Here is a 19,274-nt window from a genome sequence, read left to right as displayed (position 1 = left end):
CATAGTACAGGGGGACCATTGCCCCTTAATTTTTTAAGTCTTGACTTTTGACACTTACAGATGTAAGATATAAAAAATTACAAGTGTAAGTTATAAGATGGAGGCACTAGATGAACCTGATAAAAAAGCATAAAATCGTTTTTCTGATTCTAGCAGTAATTTTGGCGATGGCAGCAGTCCTGCTGGCATATAAGCTGGCAGTTCTGAAAAGTCCGGAGAAGATCATAAAACAATATATGGCTTGCATTGAAGAGCAGGACTACGAAGGCATGTACGAAATGCTGGACCAGGAGAGCCAGGACAAAGTCACAAAAAAAGCCTTCATTACCCGAAATCAAAATATATATGAAGGCATCGGGGCAAAGAACATCGAAATCACCATCATTGAAGGACAGGAAAAAAAGGACGCGGTCCAATATAAGACCGTGATGGATTCTTCTGCGGGAAAGATTCGTTTCCCCAATGAAGCGGTTGTACATAAAGAACAGGGAAGATACCGCATCACATGGAACGACGGCCTGATTTTTCCCCAGCTTGGCAGCGAAGATAAAGTAAGGGTTCAGGCAGAGAAAGCCGACCGAGGGACTATTTACGACCGAAGCGGAAATGTACTGGCCGGCAAAGGGACCGTAGCCGCAGTGGGTTTGATCCCTGGGAAAATGAGCAAAGACAAAACGGCTGACCTGGAAAAAATGGCAGGCCTTTTGGACATGGCGCCGGCGGATATTGAAAAGAAGCTCAATGCAAAATGGGTTAAGCCTGATCTGCTGGTACCGATCAAAAAACTGAAAAAAATCAACGAAGCATCGTCCAGCACGGTGGATTTGGAAAATGCGCGCATACAAGAAGAACTGCTCAAGATTCCCGGCGTGACCATCGGCGATGAGGAGAGCCGGGTTTACCCGCTGGGTGAAAAGACCGCCCATCTGATCGGCTATGTTCAGGGAATCAGCGCCGAAGAGCTGGAAAGCCGCAAGGACCAGGGCTACGACCAATACAGCGTAATCGGCAAGAGCGGCCTTGAAAGACTGTATGAAAAGCGGCTTCACGGCCAGGACGGAGAACGGATCGCCATCTATAACAAGAATGGCAGTGAAAAAGCAGTGGTGGGCCAGCGGCCCAAGAAAGACGGCGAGGATATAAAGCTGACCATCGACTCCAGGCTTCAGGCCCAGCTTTACGATACTTATCAAGCGGATAAAAGCTGCTCCGTGGTGCTCAATCCCAAGAGCGGCGAGGTGATGGCCCTGGTCAGCACCCCGTCATACGACAGCAACGATTTTGTAGTGGGCATGTCAGAAAAACGCTGGAAGCAGCTCAATGAAGATCCGAATACGCCCATGTACAATCGATATAAACAGATTTGGAGTCCGGGATCGGCGCTGAAGCCTGTCGTGGGAGCCATCGGCGTGGGGACGGGCAAATTGGACCCCAATGGAGATTTGGGACACAGCGGCAAGAGCTGGCAGAAAGACAGCTCCTGGGGCGGATATAAGGTGACGACCCTTCATGAATACAGCGGGCCTGCCAACCTGGAAAACGCACTCATCTATTCGGATAACATATATTTTGCCAAAGCAGCTTTGAAGATTGGAGCCGATACGTTGACCAAACAACTAGCGCAGGCAGGGTTCGGACAGGAGATTCCCTTTGCGCTGGACATGACACCTTCCCAGTACAGCAACGATCAGAAACCCATTGAGGATGAGATTCAGCTGGCGGACAGCGGCTACGGTCAAGGACAGGTGCTGGTCAACCCCCTCCATCTGGCATCCATGTACTCAGCCTTCTCCAACCAGGGCAGCATGATAAAGCCCCATCTGGAGCAGAAGGAGGAGACCGCTTACTGGATTGAAAACGCCTTTGACAGCAAGGCAGCAGATCTGATTCAGCAGGACCTGGAAAAGGTGATCAGCGATCCAAACGGCACCGGGCACGGCGCTCAGCTTTCAAAGATAAAACTGGTGGGCAAGACCGGGACCGCAGAGATCAAAGCGTCAAAAGAGGATACCTCTGGAACGGAGCTGGGATGGTTCTGCGTCTTTTCGCCGGATAAAACCAAAGACAATTCCCTTCTGATGGTAACCATGGTGGAGGATGTGAAGGACAGAGGCGGAAGCGGCTACGTGGTACAAAAGAGCAAAGATATTCTGGAGAAATTCTTCTAATAATCGTCAGGAGGTGCGGCTATGGGAGGTCTCAGCTGGATCAGCGATGAATGGATCAAGTTCTTTGAAGTCAGTTATGATGGAATCATTATCGCTGACGGAGAGGGACGCATCGTATATATCAATCCGGCCAGCGAACGTTTGGAAGAGGTGGATAAAGACTATATTGTAGGCAGGCTGGCCCGAGACTTGGAGGAAGAAGGAATTTATGAAGTCTCTGTAACAGTAAAAACTCTCAGAGAGAGAAAACCAGTCAGCCTCATGCAGTATAAAGGCGGCAAACAGCTGGTAATTACGGGCATACCCATCTTCGAGGATGAAGAAATCAAATGGGTTTACATCAATGAGCGAGATGTTACGGAGCTGAACAAGATTAAACGTGACAGCGAGGAAGTGAAAGCCATCGCTGAAAAATACAAGCGGCAGCTGGAAGAACTGCAGGTTCGGGAAGAGGCAAAATCAGAAATGATTGCAGGAAGCAAGGCTATGGAAAAGACGGCTGCACTGCTGGAACGAATCGCACCTACAGATATTCTGGTTCTGATCGAAGGGGAATCGGGTACGGGAAAAGACGTCCATGCGAGATGGATTCACAGACATAGCCTGAGAAAGGAAAAGCCCTTTGTAAAGATCGACTGCGGCGCCTTGTCGGAAACCTTGCTGGAGTCCGAGCTTTTCGGATATACGAAGGGTGCATTTACTGGCGCCAGTACAACTGGCAAAAAAGGTCTTGTGGAGGCGGCCGACGGCGGTACGCTGTTTCTGGATGAGATTGGAGAAGTGCCTCTGGGACTGCAAGTCAAGCTGCTGCGGCTGATTCAAGACAAAGTATTCGTCCCGGTGGGCAGTGTGGAAGAAAAAACGGTGGATATTCGTATTATCGCCGCTACCAATCGCAATTTGAAAGAGATGATCGAAGAAGGGACCTTTCGCGAGGATTTGTATTATCGGCTGAATGTGGTGCCGGTCAAACTGCCGCCCTTGCGGGAACGGAAAGAAGATCTCTTTTACCTGATCGAATACTTTCTTCAAAAATATAATAAAAAATACGGATTTCACAAGAAAATACAAAACAAGGCTATCAGCAGACTCTGTGATTACAACTGGCCGGGCAATATCCGGGAGCTGTCCAACGTGATGGAGCGTTTGCTGGTAGTTGTACCGAAAGCTGCCATCGATGCCGGCGATGTGGAAACGGTCATCGGCTGCCGGGGCGAAGAAGTAATACGGACAGATGATGATGAAGAAAAGTGCTATGATGAGGCTTTCGGGGAGTTTGAACATTATTACCTGAAACGTATGATCCAAGTCTGTAAAACCAATGGAGAGCTGGCGCAAAAAACCGGACTTTCTGCCAGTACCCTCAAAAGAAAACTGAGAAAATATGGGCTCAGGGCGAAAGATAGGACCAAAAATGAGCCATAGGGCCAAAAATGGACCAAAAATAAAGAAAGGCTGACGCCCTGTAGTTTACAGAAAAAACTGAAAATGCCGCAAAAAAGAGGACCAATTCTGGCCCTCTTTTTTTGAGCGTTACCTCCAGGTAAGATAAAAACGTTGAAATTTCAGGGATTGTTTCGTTGGCACGGGAATTGCATTTATCAAGAGTAACGCAACATCGATTTGAAAGGAGATAAGAGCATGATCGAGAAAAACAAACAATTTGTAATGGATTGGATCAAAGAGAGAAAGGATACCTTTTCAGAATGGCATTCGGAGATTTGGAATTATGGTGAGACTGCCTTTCGCGAATACCGGTCGGCTAAATGGTATGCGGAGCTTTTACGAAAAGAAGGATTTGAGGTGGAAGAGGGAAGCGGAGGCATGCCCACCGCATTCTGCGCAGCCTGGGATAACGGCGAAGGACCGGTCATCGGCGGCTATGCCGAATACGACGGAATACCGGGAAACTGCCAGGCCGCGGATACCGTAAAACGGCCGCGAGATGGGCTGAGTCCTTATGCCGGCGGTCACACAGATCCCCATTCCGTACTGGGGATGAGCAGTCTGGGCGGATTTCTGGCAGCCAAAGCAGCCATGGAAGCCTTTCATATTCCAGGCAAGCTGAAATTCTTCGGCGAACCGGCGGAAAAGCTGCGGGCATCCAAGCCGATTCACGCGGCGGCAGGATATTACGACGATCTGGATGCGGCCATCAGCTTCCATCCGTTCTATATGCTGCCTTTATGCAATACCACCAGATGGAACACCCATTGCGGCGTGGGATATGGAGTGATGTACACCTTCCGCTGCGATGAACCGGAAACTTGGATCTCTTCGCCGGATGATTCACCCATACCGGCGTCCCATTCGGCCACCAGATGTCCCGGCGCCACCGATGCGGTTCTGCAGATGTATACCATGTCCAAAATGTTCAAAGAGCACATGATATCCAACAATGTGGGCTGGTCCATGAACGAAACCATCACTACGCTGGGCCAGGCTACTGCAGATAATATTCCGGCACAGATCGGACAAATTCACTTCTTCATCCGCGTGCCGGACGTGGATATGGCGGAGACCGTGGTTCGCATCCTGGATCAGAACGCCCAGGCGGCGGCTCTGGCCACCCACTGCACGTGGGAAAAAGATTGGATCGCCAAATCCAGGCCAGGTCTGCCCAATCATGTTATGGCCGATCTGACTTACAAGAATTTGGAACTGGTCGGACCGCCGGCCTATAGCGAGGCTGCCAGGGAAAAGGCGAGGGAAATCCAAAAAAATCTGGGCTATGAACCTATGGAAGATCCCTTTATCGACGAAATACAGAATTTGATTACGCCTCAAGAATGCGAAGAAAAATTGAGAAAAGTTCTGCCTGAATGGCAGGAGAATTTCACTTCGGACGATTATACGGAATTCTGCTGGCACGCGCCGACCGTAAGGCTCTACATCGGCCGTCCGGCTCTAAAGCCGCCCCAGCCGGGAAGAGCTTATCCTGCATGGGTTATGAATGCCATGGGAGGAATTCCGGAATGCATCGATCCTACCTTTATGACTGCGTCCCAGACTATCGGCATGACTGTAGTCGATCTTCTGACAAAGCCGGAAAAACTGGAAGCTGCTCAGGAAGAGTTCCGGCAGCGGACAGGCGGAGGCGTGGGAGGCAGCAAATGGATTCCGTGTTTATGTGATTATAAGCCGCCGATTGATTTCAGATGGCCGGAGTATGTAACAACGCCGAGAGGAGAAAATCAGTGGTGGATTCCTGCAGAAGGAGATAAATAAAATGAAGGAGAAAAATATCAACATTGAAGTTGTCGTAATCAGTGTGATCATCGTGGCCGCCATCGCGGCCTCGCTGATCTTTAACCCCCAGGGAAGCCTGAAGGCGATCGATTCTCTATTTGGCTTTGTTTCCAAAGCTTTCGGTACGCCGCTGCTTTGGTTTTCTCTGGCTGCCACAATACTTTGTGCTTATCTGGCTTTCAGTAAAACGGGCCGCATCAAGCTGGGGGACGATAATCCGGATTTTTCACTGTTCAGTTATATCGGTATGATGATTTGCGCCGGACTGGCTTCGGCCAGCATTTATTTTTCGTTTATCGAATGGATTTACTTTTACTCCGCGCCTGCCCTGGGACTAGACCCCATGTCCACAGAAGCGGCTGAATGGGCGCCGGCCTACAGCTTCACCTATTGGGGCCTGATCAGCTGGCCGCCGTTTGTCCTGGCCGCACTGCCGGTAGCCATATCCTTTTATAAGAGAAAAAATTCCGGACTTAGATTCAGCGTGGTTTGTGAGGATTTGTTCGGTCTGAAAGAAAAATCGTTGATCGGCAAAATCATCGATATCCTCTTTGTCATTACCACTCTTGGCGGCATGAGTGTGACCCTGGGACTGGGCGTTCCGCTGATCGCATCCTTTATATCGTTCATTTTCGGCGTTTCTGATTCCTTTGCCCTGCAAGTGATCATCGTGATTGTAATCGCTGTCATTTTCTCCCTCAGCTCCTATATTGGACTGGAAAAGGGAATGAAAAAAATCAGCGACTTTAATATCTACATTGCCATCGCCTTTGTGGTATTCCTTTTGATCGCCGGGCCGACGATTTTTATTCTCAAATATACGACCAACGGCGCAGCGCTTGCGGTACAGAATTATCTTCACATTCTATTTTGGACCGACCCTGTCAATAACGGCGGATTCTCAGAAGCCTGGATCATTTTCTATATCTGCTTTGCGGTTGCATACGCACCGCTGATGGCCTTGTTCATCACCAGAATATCTAAGGGCAGGACGATCCGGGAAGCCATTTTAAGCACAGTGCTGGGAGGCAGTATTGGCTGCATGGTTCTCTTCGGCATCAACGGCGGCTTCGGGATGAATATGCAGCTGAACGGAAAAGCGGATTTGGTATCCCTTTTGAACGACCAGGGTGTGGGAAGCACGGTTATAACCATACTCTCCCAGCTGCCTATACCAGAAGTGATCAGCGCCAGCGTCTTTACTTTGATGCTGATCCTGTTTCTTGCCACGTCCCTGGATTCGGCCTCCTTTTCACTGGCTGCCGTGGTCACTACCAACCTGAAAGAAGGAGACAGCCCAAAACCGGCCTTCCGTCTGTTCTGGTGCGTGTTACTGGCATTGATCCCATTGGCGCTGATGTTTGCAGGCGCGCCGCTGTCAGCCATACAGACGGTATGCCTGGCTACCGCCATCCCCTTTGCTTTCGTGATCATTCTCTTTGCCGTCAAATCTTTAAAATGGTTTAAAGCGGAAGCCCGTCTGTTGGACCGAAAAGAGGACTAAAACCGGCCGTTTATTTTCCCAGCAGCCCCTTATCCTGCAGGATCTGCCTGGTGATTTCCATGGCATGACTACCGGAAGCGCCGTCTTTCGCCTGAACGTTAGCTGCAAAGAAGTACGCGGTTTGTCCGCTGTCCAGCCAGCCGACGAACCAGCCGTTGACCAGGCGGCCATTCACGCTTCCGGTGCCGGTCTTACCAAAGACATTATCAGAGATGTGAAGGGCATTTTTGACGGCGGAAATATTCTGAGGATCAAAGTTCCATTTGTTTTCGTATAACGCTTGCAGCAGCTGGACTTGTTCCAAGGGCGAGACGGCGAGGGAGGCTTCCAGCCAGCTATCTTCAATGCCAGATGACAGATCTTCATTGCCATAGGAGATGGAGCTGATAAATTTCTGCAAGTTTTCCTTTCCGGCCATCCGGTCCAGCCGCTGGAAATACCAGTTGACGGAACTTTTCATGGCGCTGTCCAAAGTCTGATCCCGATTCCATTCTTCAAAGGGGTAGTCCGTTCCGTCCCATTTCAATTCCGACCGATCTCTGGTGATAGCACCCGATTCCAGAGCCAGAAGGCCGCTGTAGATCTTGTAAGTGGAGTCGGGAGATACCCGGGTGCGGGCAGCCTTTTCGTTATAAATCGTATACCGGTTGTCAGATTGATCGAAGAGGACAAAAGAGCCTTCCATGTTCTGAAAATATGGGGATAAATCTTCGTGGGAAATGGGCAGCTTTTGGTCCGGATGGTAAGTCGAATCCGCCAATGCCCATACCGACGGAACACAAAAGACCGTAAGACACAAAAATAGGCCAAGTAAAATACGGCTGATCCGCTTACCGGCTGCTGATTCCTGACGGTGATCTGCAATCTGCAGGATTCGGCGGCGGATACTGCCGCTTTCTGCCAATGCCAGGGCAGCGGGATGGCTTTTGTGGGCACAATTTAAGATGGCCCGCCCGTAGAGGACCGCCTCATGTTGTTCCAGCAGTTCCAAGACCAGGTCATCACAGGCCATTTCCCGGTCCAAGGCGATTCGCTGAAAGGACAGATGTACCATGGGGTTAAACCAAAAGACAGCCTTAAAACAAGTCACCAGCAGGTTGGTAAGGGGGTCCCGGTAACGGTGGTGGGCCAGTTCATGGAGCAGCACATATTTCAGTTCGCGGCAGCCATAATCATTGGGAAGCATGACATGAGGCCGTAAAATACCCAGTGCGGACGGAGTCCGGCATAACGGCGAACTGGAAAGCGTTACAGTACGCCTGATCCCCGCCTGTTTTTTGCACTCATAAAAAAGGGCCAGCTGGGAAGCATCCTGAACAGCAGCGGCAGAGTGTAAAAACCTTCGACTGAGCCAGAGTTGGTAAACGATCTTACTGAACATAAAAAGCGCGCCCGCTGCCCAAACAAGAAGCAGCAGCAGGATCAACATCTGCGGCACCCCTTGATGGATATCGACGGCCAAATCCCGGACCGTTTCCATCCCGGAGGATGGTGCCACTGAAGGATCGATGCTGATCGAACCTGCAGCTGATGCAAGGCCGGTTCTTTGCGGCAGCAAATCCCCTGCGCTGAAGGGGAGAAACGGCGCCGTGCAGACGGCCGGCAGGACCAGCCAAAGTCGATATTGTCCCCGGGGTGAGAGCTGCTTGGAAAACAGGCGCTTTACCAGCAGAAGGGAGGCCAGCAGCAAGGCCAGGATTAAGGAATAGATCAATCCATAGAAGAACCATTCAGTCATTGGTTTTTCCCTTTCCATCGAGGATCGCTTTCAGCTCTTCAATTTCTGCTGGCGACAGCTGATCCTCTTTTACAAAATTGAGCACCATGGAATTGAGATCGCCTCCGTAAAACCGATCCAGAAATTTGCGGCTGGCGCCGGCGCGGTATTCATCTTCCATGACCAGCGGTATGTAAATAAAAACACGGCCTTGTTTTTCATTGGACAAGGCTCCTTTTTTCACCAGACGCAGCAGCATGGTCTGGATTGTTTTCGGGCTCCAGCTGCTAACGGCCGCCAGCTTTTCTACCACCTGGCTGGTGCTGATGGGAGCGTGGGCCCATACCACTTTCATGACTTCGTATTCCGCTTCGGAAATCTGAGGCAGTTTTTTCATTGGCATCTCCTTTGACTTACAAATGTAATATAAAGATTATAGAAAAGAAAAAGGGGCCTGTCAAGGGACTCTGTGGTATAATGCCAGTATGAATAGAAAGAAAACGGACAGGGATTTGTATTACCTGGTCACAAGAGGGACGGGAATTGTGGTGTGCGCCGCGTCCCTGGCATTATTCCTATATCTTCTTCGAATCCTGACGGTTCACGGGCCGGATCTGACACTGGCAGGCTTTTTTTTGGTGCCTATGATCACCTTTGTGATCGGCCTGCTGCTCATAAAACTTTCCAATGTGGAAACAATAGAACCCAGTAAGAAGGAGGCCAAGCCAATGGTGCGAAAGATCGGCATCCTGTCTGATACTCACGGACTGCTCAGACAGGAAGTACTTAGAATCCTTGCTAATTGCGATGCGGTGATTCACGCCGGAGATATTGGACGGGAGGAAATTCTGCGGGAACTGGGGGCCTGCGCGCCTCTTTATGCTGTGCGGGGAAACAATGATCGAGAAGACTGGGCAAAGGAACTGGATGAACGCATCTGTGTCGAGCTGGGAGGAATTCGATTTTTCGTTGTCCACGAAAAACGATTCGTTCCCAAAGATCTCCATGATACGGATGTGGTTGTCTTTGGACACTCTCATCAATATTTCTGTGAAACAAAGGACGACGTCTTGTGGCTCAATCCCGGCAGCTGCGGCAGACGGCGCTTTTCCCTGCCAGTGACGATGGCAGTGCTGGAAATTGGGGATAATGGGTTTGAAGTGGTTAAGTATACCATTTCGTAGGTGCTGCGGGTTTGCGGCTGCGGCGGCTGTCGGCAGGAAAGTATCAGCAAAAGCATTTTCAGCAGTGGCTTCTGATAGTTTGACGGCCTTTTGACTTGATGCGGGAGTGTCTGCGGCAAAGAAATATCGGAAGCAGACGTTAAAAACGTTCTCTTACTGATACTTTTTTGGTGGAAATGTAAGGTTTAGGAATCTTTGTAGTTGATTTTGATACTTTTGCTGCCGTCCGACTCGGCCCAGGCGTTTATGAGAGTAAAAAGTATCAAAGTCCGATGGTTTTAGATGAAAGTTTGATATTACACCGAAAGCGGACTCCGGCAAATGCGGGTTCGAACCGGGCCGCAGGTTTGGGATAGCGCTCAATGAGCCGCTGATTTGGGGACTGGAGCGATAGTTTTCGGCCGGATCGGAGACCATGGCAAGACTGGGGACCGCTTACTGATTGAACAGAAAGGAAGGCAGCGATGAAAATCGACCGGCTGATCGGAATTCTATCGATCCTGCTGCAGCAGGATCGGGTGACAGCACCGTATCTGGCGGATAAATTCGAGGTGTCCCGCAGGACCATCAATCGGGATATTGAGGCGCTCTGCAAAGCGGGGATTCCGGTGACGACTTCCCAGGGAAAAAACGGCGGCATCTCCATCATGGAAGGATATAAGGTGGATCGGACGCTGCTCACATCTAAAGAAATGCAGTCCATTCTTACTGGCCTGCGCAGCCTGGACAGCATTTCAGGAACCAACCGTTATCAACAGCTGATGGATAAGCTTTCGGCCGGAAACAACGTCTGCTCGGCGGACGGAAATATTGTCATCGATCTATCCTCCTACTACAAATCCTCCCTTGCGCCCAAAATCGAGCTGATTCAAAAGGCGATTGAGGAACACAGGCTAATCACCTTCACCTACTATTCGGCAAAGGGAGAGAGCCGACGGGAAATTGAACCTTATCTGCTGGTATTCCAATGGACTTCCTGGTATGTATGGGGCTACTGCCTCAAACGCCAGGACTTCCGGCTTTTCAAGCTAAATCGCATGCTCAGTCCAAAGGGATCGGAAAAGCAGTTTGAACCCAGGGAGAGGCCGCCTTATCAGGTAGCGCCAGAAGAAGCGTATCCGCCCAAAATCGATGTAGAGGTCCTCTTTGACCCTTCCGCCAAATGGAGGCTGATAGAAGAGTTTGGGCCGGAGAGCTTTATCCGGACAGACGACGGCAACCTGCTATTTCGATTTGGATTTGCGGATCGGGAGAATCTATTCAGCTGGCTTCTCAGCTTCAGCGGCCAGGCACAGCTGCGAAAACCGGATTACCTGCGGGAGGAACTGGGCCTGCTCCTTGAGAAAATGGCCTGCCAATATCGGAATGATGACATATAGATGTCATGTTTATCATGATAAGATGGGGTAAACAGGATAAAGGAGAAATAGAAAAATGGCTTCGAATTTGGATTATGTCGAATATGTCTGCGAACAGCTGGCAGGAGCAGGGACCATCACATATAAGAAGATGTTCGGTGAATACGGACTCTATTGTGACGGCAAATTTTTTGCCACTGTGGAGGATGATCAGCTTTATGTAAAAATGACCAAAGCAGGGGAAGCGCTGATGCCCGACCCAGTGATCGCTGAGCCCCATGAGGGCGCCCGGGCTTATCTGATCGAAGATCTGGATGATCGGGAATTTCTGACCGAATTGACGTTAAAAACCTGCGGGGAACTGCCGGACAAGCCGAAAAAACTGGATTACAAAAAAGAATACAAAGATTTATATATGCCGAAAACAAAGCCTGCCGTTATACAGGTGCCAGAGATGATCTTTATCATGGTGGACGGCAAGGGGGATCCCAATACCAGCGCGGAGTACAAGAACGCGATCGAAATCCTTTACGGGCTCTCTTATTCCATCAAGATGAGCAAAATGGGCGGCAATGCGCCGGAGGGCTACTTTGAATATGTGGTGCCGCCGCTGGAAGGCTTGTGGTGGCTGGACAAGGGATACTTTGACGGAAAAGCGATTGGAAACAAGGATGAATTTCAATGGACCTCCATGATCCGGCAGCCGGAGTTTATTACGGAGGACGTCTTTGAAGAGGCAAAAGCGGCGCTGGCGAAAAAGAAGCCGCAGCTGGATTTGTCAGCGGCCCGCTATACCATCTGGGAGGAAGGTCTGTGCGCCCAGGTGATGCACAAGGGTTCCTATGATGATGAGCCGGCAACCATCGAGAAACTGGAACAGTTCATCGAAGACTCCGGCTATGCATCCGATATTTCCCATGAACGCTGGCATCATGAAATTTATCTTTCCGACCCTAGAAAGGCGGCGGCAAAGAATCTGAAAACTGTGATCCGTCATCCAATCAGGAGGAATGTATAATGGAATTTAAAACACTGACACTGGACAATTTGGAACAAGAGCACATTTGTTGTGCGATTTCTGACAAAAAAGGGGAGAACTGTGTTTCCTCCAAGAAGGCCTGGCTGAAGGACCGTATTGAGGAAGGGCTGGTTTTCAATAAACTGGATGTGAGGGGAAAGGTTTTTATCGAATACCTGCCGCTGGAATATGCCTGGGTACCGATCACCGGCGATGGATATATGTACATCGATTGCCTGTGGGTGTCGGGGAAATATAAAGGGCAGGGCTATGGCGACCAGCTTTTGGAACAGTGCATAGAGGACAGCCGAAAAAAAGGAATGAAAGGATTGTGCGCCCTTTCATCCAAGAAGAAAATGCCCTTTTTATCCGACCCCAAGTATTTGAAATACAAGGGATTTCAAGTGGCGGACAAGGCTGAGCCGTATTTTGAACTGCTTTACCTGCCCTTTGAAGAGGGCGGTGAGGCTCCCAGATTTCGGGATTGCGCCAAGGACGGGAGAATTGAGGAAAAGGGTTGGGTGCTTTATTATACCAATCAATGCCCTCATACGGAAAAATACGCGCCGCTGATTGCCCAGCAGGCAGATGCTGCGGGAGTTCCTTTCAAGCTGATTAAAATCCAGGATCGGCAGCAGGCACAGAATGCGCCCGCTCCTTTTACGACCTACAGCATGTTCCACGATGGAGTTTTTGTTACGAATGAAATTTTGTCGGAAAAGAAATTTGAAAAGCTTTTAACCGATTTTTAATAAAAAACGGTTATATTATGGATATTATATGGTATAATGCATTTAGTAAAAGGGTATGAGGAAGTGCCATATGAGAATCCAGGAAATGATTGAGAAAAAGAAGGAGCGGGGATATACGTACGCGCAGATTGCAGAATTATCGGGTGTTCCCCTTGGTACGGTACAGAAAATCTTCGGCGGGGAAACGAAAAACCCCAGATATGATACGCTCCAGGCTTTAGAACGTGTCTTTAAGGAACAGATGGTGGTGATGGAATCCTCTGTTGCGTATCAGGTGAATCGAAAGCCGGGCGAGTATACGGTCGATGATTACCGGGCGCTGCCGGAGGATCAGCGGGTGGAACTGATCGACGGATATTTTTATGACATGGCTGCGCCGACGACCTTTCACCAGCTGATGGCGGGAGAACTGTATCGGCAGATTTCCAACTTTATCCTTGATGAAGACGGAGACTGCATACCGTTCATTTCACCGGTGGATGTGCAGCTGGATAATGATGAAAAGACCATGATCCAGCCGGATGTGGTAATTGTGTGCGACCGTGACAAGATCGTAAGGCGAAACATTATGGGCGCGCCGGACTTTGTACTGGAGGTTGTTTCCCCGGGGACCAAGCGGCGGGATTATATCACCAAGCTTTCTAAATATGAAAGCGCGGGCGTGCGGGAATACTGGATCGTAGACCCGTACCAGGGAAGGATCATGGTTTACTTTTTCCAGGATGAGAATTTGCCGATTATTTATCCCATTGATGCCGATATTCCTGTGAAGCTTTATGATGGAAAGCTGGTACTGCATTTTCAGCGAATCGCAAAGTGGGCAAGGGAGGAAGTGTAATCGTCTTCTGCTTATCCCATCGCAAGTATGGTGAATATACCGTTGGTATTGGCGGCTTCGGGCAGCGTGGCACGGCTGCGATTAAAAATCATATTGACAAGTGCAAACCCTATTTGCTATGATAAGGACGAAATTAAAACTAGGATTGGATTTCTTCTAGAAGAGTGATCTCTACCGGCGGTACAGCCCGCGAGCGCAAGCCAATTCGGTTAAATCCCGAAGCCGACAGTAAAGTCTGGATGAGAGAAGAAAGCAGAAAAGATGCTTTCTTTTAGTACTCAAATATCGAAGAAATATAGGAGAAGGCATCGAAGAGATGTCTTTTTTTGTTGTGTAAGGAGGATTTTATGACACAAGAATCATTACAAAGAAAAGTAGGAATCCCGGGAATCGCAGCCATCATGCTTATCAGCAGCCTGACGGTAATGGTCGGAAACGCCATTACACCGGCTCTGCCGGAATTGGGCAGCGTCTACGGCCTGGGAAATTATGCGTCCTGGCTGGTTACAGCACCTGCTCTGGGAGTAGTGGCCACGGCCATTGTTTTTGGTAAGCTGATCGATAAAATAGGACCTTATTGGGTGGCGTTGATGGGGCTTTTATTTTACGGCCTCTTTGGTGTAGGCGGCGCTTTTATGCCCACCGCTCTTGCCATTTTCATCGACCGCTTTCTTCTGGGCGCGGCTACGGCAGCGATCATGAACGCCAGCGTAGCGCTGATCGCCGCCTTTTTCCAGGGGGAAAAACAGCTGAAGATGATTGCCATGCAAGGTATGTCCATGGAGTTCGGCGGCGTGATCTTTCTCAGCATCAGCGGCGTTCTGGCGGACGTTTCCTGGCGCAGCCCGTTTTTCATTTATGGCTTGGGTTTTCTGGCCCTGCTCATGCTGCTGCTCTTTATTCCCAAAGGCGGCCAGGCGGCAGCAGACAGCGATGCCCAGGAAGAAGCAGGCGCTTGCGAAAAGCAGGGCGTTCCTCTGGGACTGGTGCTTTTGATTGCTTTTCTCGGCATGCTGATGTTTTTTACGGCCATGGTCTCGCTGCCTATCCATTTGCAGACAAACCTGGGTTACAGTCCCTCCTTTACAGGCTATTATCTGGCCGCTTTGGACCTGGTAGCCGTACTGGCAGCCGGATTCATGCCTAAAATTGTCAGCCGCTTTCAGCCCAAAGGATGCCTGTTTGCAGCGTTCTGCTTTTACGGAATCGCCTTCCTTTTGTATTTCCTTTCGGGGACAGCTGTGGTTCTTTGGATCGCCGTCTTTTTTGCCGGAATGGGATTCGGTTTTTCCACACCGTTGTTCAATAGTCTGGTAGTGAACAAAAGCACGCCGGAAAAGAAAGGTACCAACATCAGCTTCTGCACCATGGCCATGTTTTTGGGACAGTTCCTGTCTGCGCTGCTGGTGTCGGCAGTTGCCGGCAGCAAATTGTTCCTGGTGGCAGGACTGCTGGCTCTAGTTATTGCTGCGTGTATTCTGCCGGTGGCGGGAAAATATGCCCGAAAGCCGGGATCATCCAAATCTGAGGAAAGGGCCTGCTGAATTCACTGGATGGCATGCTTCTTGCGTAATATATTTTGTAAACAAACAATGAAAGGCAGGTGCATCCATTATGAATCAGCAGATATTCGTTCTTCTCTTTTCCAGTCTACTGTCCTGCGTAGTGATCGTTTTGACGGTGAAAGCGTTTGTGAAAGGAATGCGGAGCTTAAACCAGGAGCAGGAACGGGAATACTGGAATTTGTTCTGCAAAGTAAAAACGGTCAATCTCATAGGAGTGATCGTCATGTGCGGAGCGTTTATCGCTGCCGCGGCAGCATCGGAGAGGTCGGTGCCAATCACGCTTCTCATGCTGCTTTTGGTAATTATTATGATGTTGATTCCCAAAATCATCATTCAATCCATCTGGCGCTGCCCCCACTGTGGAAACGGGCTGGAACTGGGCAGCAACCGGGGAATCAATGTGAAACTGGTCGCTCAGTGTCCATCCTGCAAAAAGGTTTTGTGCAAGGCACAGTATGAGCGGGAACGGTGAGAAAACTCTGCGGGCTGCCGGCAATCCTTGTTCAAGGGCGCCGGACAGCCCGCATGATGACTACAGCTGTCTATTTGCTTTTCTCTTTCAGCAGTCTGGTTCTGGTTACCATCTGGTCGCGCCACTTGAGGTACTCTTCGTGGCTCTTTCCTTCCATAATCGGAGTAAAGCCGGAGACGCACTTGTCGATGAACGCTTGATCGTAATCGCAGACTTTCTCCTGCTCTTCGGTAAAGAAATGGATCATATAGTCTTTATACTTTTCCAGGCCTTCCCGCAAATTGGCCGAATTCAATTCTTCCACCCCATAAGGACCGGTGAACGCCCACCGCAGGCCCAAGCCGTCCGTCAGAGCACGTTCAACAGCTTCCACATTGCAGATATCTTCTTTTACCAGATATAAAGCTTCCTGAATCAGGGACAGCTGGATGCGGTTGAGCACATAACCGTAAACTTCTTTACATTGAATCGGCTTTTGGCCGATGGACTCCATGAAAGCAAAGACCTGATCTTTGATCTCCTGAGAAGCCGCATCGCCGGAGATTTCCATAAAAGGAATCAGGTGAGGCGGATTGGTGGGATGGGCGACGATGCACCGCTCTTTGTGGTTTTTCACATTGGCGGCGATGTCGGATATTTTCAGACCCGAACAGCTGGAACCGATGGCCACATCGGCAGGGGCCAGCTCGGTCAGTTTGACAAAGATATCCTGCTTTAAGGGAAGGTCCTCCCACATGCATTCCTGAATATAGTCTGCGGAAGCGACTGCCTCTTCCAGCGAATCGGTGGTGTGGATCCGATTGAGGGATTCTTCAATCTCCCGTTCTTCGATCATACCTTCATCTGCAAGGAATTTCAGCGCTTGGCCCATTCGTTCTTTTACGCTGTCCAGAGTAGGGGATTTGCGGTTGTACATATAAGTTTCCAAGCCATTTCTGGCAAATACCACACCCCAGCTGTAGCCGATAAATCCGCAGCCGATGACAGCCACCTTTTTAAATGTTTTTTTCTTCATACTTCACCTCATTTTGTTCCTTTTAACCATCCGGGACGGCTGTATGCCGGATCCGGATATTCATAAAATCCTCTGCCTGTCTTTTCGCCGAGCCTTCCCTGCTCGATCATCTCACGGAGAGCGCGGGGCGGCAGATCGTCGGGATCTTTACTTTCGTCATAATATGTTAGCTCGATCTGTTCCACGATGTCAAGTCCCACCTTATCCATGAGGCCGAAAGGTCCGTGGGGCGTGCCCCATTCCAGCATCCAGGCCCTGTCAAAATCTTCAGGTGTGATATATCCTTCAGACCAAAGCTTCAGGCTCTCTTTTTTGATGGCCCTCCAGACCCGGTTGAGGGAAAAGCCTTTGATCTCCTTCTTGGTAATGATGGGAACATTCTCCTGGGCGGTGAGAAAAGCAATGGCCGCTTCCCTGGTTTCTTCGGAAGTATTGTCATTCCACATAACTTCCACCAGATCATCCGTGGTAGGCGTCATAAAATTGATATTAAAGGTCTTGTCCTTGCGGGCGACAAAGGAGCCGATATCAGACGCTTTGAGAGAGGAGCTGTTGGTGGTCAGGAGCGTTGCGGCAGGTGCGGCCTGGTCCAGTTCCTTCCATACCTTCTGCTTTAAGGACAAAACTTCTGGGACGTTTTCTATGATAATGTCGCAGTCCCTGAGCGCTTCCTCGAGATTGGAAGTTGTGCGCATACTGCTGAAAGCTGTGGCAGCCATGTCCGGCGACAGCCGTTCTTCATCCACCCAGTCTCCAAACCAGCCCTTGATCTTTGCCATTGCATTTGAGAGCTGTTCTTCCGATAAATCATAAAGACAAACCTTTCTTCCAAAGGCGGCGCTGCGAAATGCAAGCATGGAGCCTTGGGTTCCGGAACCGACGATGGTGACATTTTGCGGTAATTTCGACATATTCAATCCTCCTTAGTAAAATTTGATTAATAGCGTTTTATAACCAATTAATTAAAGATGCAAAAACAATGCCAGAAAGACCGGAGTCGGACTAAAGAAAGAAGGCGGGCAAACAAAAGCAATTTCAGGCTGGTCAAGGAAAGCCTTCCACGTAAAAGGAGAGCGGAATCGCAGGGTTTAATCATTTTTCGCTATTTAGTTAAAAGTGATTAGAAGCACCAGCCCTTGAAAAAAAGCGGGCCGGGGTGACAGCTGGGCGAATTAGTCAGATTTGATTAGAAATGGAGGGCGCCAGGCAGGAAAAGCAGGTGCTTTTTCAAAGGAAGTCAGATTCTTTCTGCAGGAATTCTGCCTGTTCTCTTTGTTGAATTTTCAGGAAAGAAGGTGTGCGGCCAGGCAGCCCTTTATGCCATAAAACGGTAAATGGCATAAATATTGCTTTTTATCCTGGTGTTAATTATTTAATTTACGAGAGGAGGATAAAATGAAAAAAGTTTTAATTGCAATGTTATGTCTCATATTATGTCTTGGGCTGATGACAGGCTGCGGCGGAGGAGGTGGCGATGATTCTGCTGCGGACGGCGATCAGATCACGATCCGTATCGCATCGGATGAAACCAGCGATACCCCTTGCTCAGAAGCGACTGAAATTTTCAAAAAAGAAGTTGAGGAAAAATCCGGCGGCAAAATGACCGTAGAATATTTCTGCGACTCCGCCATGGGCGATGAGAGAGAAATCGCCGAATCCGTCAACATGGGCAATCTGGAAATGGGCATCATCTCCGGATGTTACCTGGCGACCTATGATGAAAACTGGTACCTGGTTGATATGCCATATGTATTCAAAGACAGAGACACCATGTACAAGCATCTGGACGGCGAAGTAGGACAGATCCTCAAGGATGGCCTGAAAGAAAAATCCAAGATCGAATGTCTCGATTTCGCTGACGGTTCCTTTAAGGTTCTGCTTAACAGCAAAAAAGAAATCAAAACCGTCAACGATATGTCCAATCTCAAATTCAGAAGCCAGGAAAGCCAGATGAACATGTCCATCTATAAGGCATGGAAGTCCACGGCTGTTCCCATGGGATTCAGCGAAATCTATACGGCTCTCCAGCAGGGAACGGTCGATGGCGTAGATACATCGCCCCTGTATCAGAGAAGCGGAAAGTTCTTCGAGGTGGGCAAATACTACACCATGACCAACCATCAGGCCCTCTTGATGAACAGCATCATCAATACCGACTTCATGGCTTCGCTGCCTGAAGATATGCAGCAGGTGATACGGGATGCCAGCAAAGAAGCTTATGGCGTTCAGGAAAGAGCCATCGTTAAGGAAGCAGAAGAATACGCGTGCAAAGTTATGGATGACGCGGGATGCAAACGGCACGATTTGACTGAGGCTGAATTAAAGACCTTCAAAGACGCCAGCAAGGCCGTGTACGACGAATACAGCAAAGTCGTCGATCCGAAACTATATGAATTGATGGGACTCTAATTCAAGGAGCGGGTGTTCCGGGTAA

The 19,274-nt window shown here is 49.4% G+C and carries 16 protein-coding genes, 1 pseudogene and 1 riboswitch; of the genes and pseudogenes, 13 read left to right on the top strand and 4 right to left on the bottom strand.

The features are described from left to right. The first annotated feature begins 110 nt into the window (after positions 1-110). From NIA71_RS05675 to NIA71_RS05660, 4 genes are all read left to right on the top strand, one after another. Positions 111-2,168 carry a penicillin-binding transpeptidase domain-containing protein gene (locus NIA71_RS05675; protein WP_253019875.1) on the top strand — a complete coding sequence of 686 codons (2,058 nt, stop codon included), beginning with the start codon at positions 111-113 and terminating at the stop codon, positions 2,166-2,168. Between the two features lie 21 nt (positions 2,169-2,189). Next, positions 2,190-3,593: a sigma-54 interaction domain-containing protein gene (locus NIA71_RS05670; RefSeq protein ID WP_148396521.1), complete on the top strand. Its 1,404-nt coding sequence runs from the start codon at positions 2,190-2,192 to the stop codon at positions 3,591-3,593. Positions 3,594-3,809: 216 nt separating this feature from the next. Further along, positions 3,810-5,396, top strand: coding sequence for a hypothetical protein (locus tag NIA71_RS05665; RefSeq protein ID WP_253019874.1), 1,587 nt, complete (start codon positions 3,810-3,812; stop codon positions 5,394-5,396). 1 nt (position 5,397) lies between these two features. Beyond that, positions 5,398-6,921, top strand: a complete 1,524-nt coding sequence (locus NIA71_RS05660) for a BCCT family transporter (RefSeq protein WP_253019873.1) — start codon at positions 5,398-5,400, stop codon at positions 6,919-6,921. 10 nt (positions 6,922-6,931) lie between these two features. Here the strand turns inward: NIA71_RS05660 and NIA71_RS05655 are convergent, their stop codons facing one another. Continuing rightward, positions 6,932-8,659, bottom strand: coding sequence for a BlaR1 family beta-lactam sensor/signal transducer (locus tag NIA71_RS05655; protein WP_253019872.1), 1,728 nt, complete (start codon positions 8,657-8,659; stop codon positions 6,932-6,934). Then, positions 8,652-9,035 (bottom strand): BlaI/MecI/CopY family transcriptional regulator, encoded by a 384-nt coding sequence (locus tag NIA71_RS05650; RefSeq protein WP_253019871.1) that lies wholly within the window; start codon positions 9,033-9,035, stop codon positions 8,652-8,654. The genes NIA71_RS05655 and NIA71_RS05650 overlap by 8 nt, the downstream gene beginning before the upstream one ends. Positions 9,036-9,123: 88 nt before the next feature. Between NIA71_RS05650 and NIA71_RS05645 the strand changes: the two genes are divergently transcribed. From NIA71_RS05645 to NIA71_RS05615, 8 genes and pseudogenes are all read left to right on the top strand, one after another. Further along, positions 9,124-9,822 carry a metallophosphoesterase family protein gene (locus NIA71_RS05645; protein ID WP_253019870.1) on the top strand — a complete coding sequence of 233 codons (699 nt, stop codon included), beginning with the start codon at positions 9,124-9,126 and terminating at the stop codon, positions 9,820-9,822. Positions 9,823-10,286: 464 nt separating this feature from the next. Then, on the top strand, positions 10,287-11,201 hold the full coding sequence (locus NIA71_RS05640) for a helix-turn-helix transcriptional regulator (protein WP_253019869.1): 915 nt from the start codon (positions 10,287-10,289) through the stop codon (positions 11,199-11,201). 55 nt (positions 11,202-11,256) lie between these two features. Further along, positions 11,257-11,415 (top strand): annotated as a pseudogene (locus tag NIA71_RS19890) (TfoX/Sxy family protein); the annotation flags it as partial. Positions 11,416-11,595: 180 nt separating this feature from the next. Further along, positions 11,596-12,198 (top strand): GyrI-like domain-containing protein, encoded by a 603-nt coding sequence (locus NIA71_RS05635; RefSeq protein ID WP_253021277.1) that lies wholly within the window; start codon positions 11,596-11,598, stop codon positions 12,196-12,198. After that, the gene (locus NIA71_RS05630; RefSeq protein WP_148396535.1) at positions 12,198-12,950 is read left to right on the top strand and encodes a GNAT family N-acetyltransferase; all 753 of its coding nucleotides are present in this window, start codon (positions 12,198-12,200) and stop codon (positions 12,948-12,950) included. The genes NIA71_RS05635 and NIA71_RS05630 overlap by 1 nt, the downstream gene beginning before the upstream one ends. Positions 12,951-13,020: 70 nt before the next feature. Continuing rightward, complete coding sequence (locus NIA71_RS05625) at positions 13,021-13,788, top strand: Uma2 family endonuclease (protein WP_253019868.1); 768 nt, start codon at positions 13,021-13,023, stop codon at positions 13,786-13,788. Between the two features lie 147 nt (positions 13,789-13,935). Then, a riboswitch (FMN riboswitch) is annotated at positions 13,936-14,043 on the top strand. Positions 14,044-14,135: 92 nt separating this feature from the next. Beyond that, entirely contained in the window at positions 14,136-15,332 is a 1,197-nt protein-coding gene (locus tag NIA71_RS05620; protein WP_148396538.1) for an MFS transporter, read from the top strand. Positions 15,333-15,402: 70 nt separating this feature from the next. Then, the gene (locus NIA71_RS05615) at positions 15,403-15,825 is read left to right on the top strand and encodes a hypothetical protein (protein ID WP_253019867.1); all 423 of its coding nucleotides are present in this window, start codon (positions 15,403-15,405) and stop codon (positions 15,823-15,825) included. Positions 15,826-15,895: 70 nt separating this feature from the next. On the opposite strand, the gene NIA71_RS05610 is transcribed toward NIA71_RS05615, so the two are convergent. Both NIA71_RS05610 and NIA71_RS05605 read right to left on the bottom strand, forming a co-directional pair. Beyond that, positions 15,896-16,840, bottom strand: coding sequence for a 3-hydroxyacyl-CoA dehydrogenase NAD-binding domain-containing protein (locus NIA71_RS05610; RefSeq protein ID WP_148396542.1), 945 nt, complete (start codon positions 16,838-16,840; stop codon positions 15,896-15,898). An 8-nt stretch (positions 16,841-16,848) separates the two neighbouring features. Beyond that, complete coding sequence (locus tag NIA71_RS05605) at positions 16,849-17,751, bottom strand: 3-hydroxyacyl-CoA dehydrogenase family protein (protein ID WP_148396544.1); 903 nt, start codon at positions 17,749-17,751, stop codon at positions 16,849-16,851. A gap of 484 nt (positions 17,752-18,235) precedes the next feature. Here NIA71_RS05605 and NIA71_RS05600 point away from each other — a divergent pair, with 484 nt between their 5' ends. Next, entirely contained in the window at positions 18,236-19,249 is a 1,014-nt protein-coding gene (locus tag NIA71_RS05600) for a TRAP transporter substrate-binding protein (protein WP_148396546.1), read from the top strand. Positions 19,250-19,274 lie beyond the last annotated feature (25 nt).

It is taken from the genome of Ihubacter massiliensis (assembly GCF_024125305.1).
Taxonomy (GTDB): Bacteria; Bacillota; Clostridia; order Peptostreptococcales; family Anaerovoracaceae; genus Hominibacterium; species Hominibacterium faecale.
This window is presented reverse-complemented; position numbering and strand designations above follow the sequence as displayed.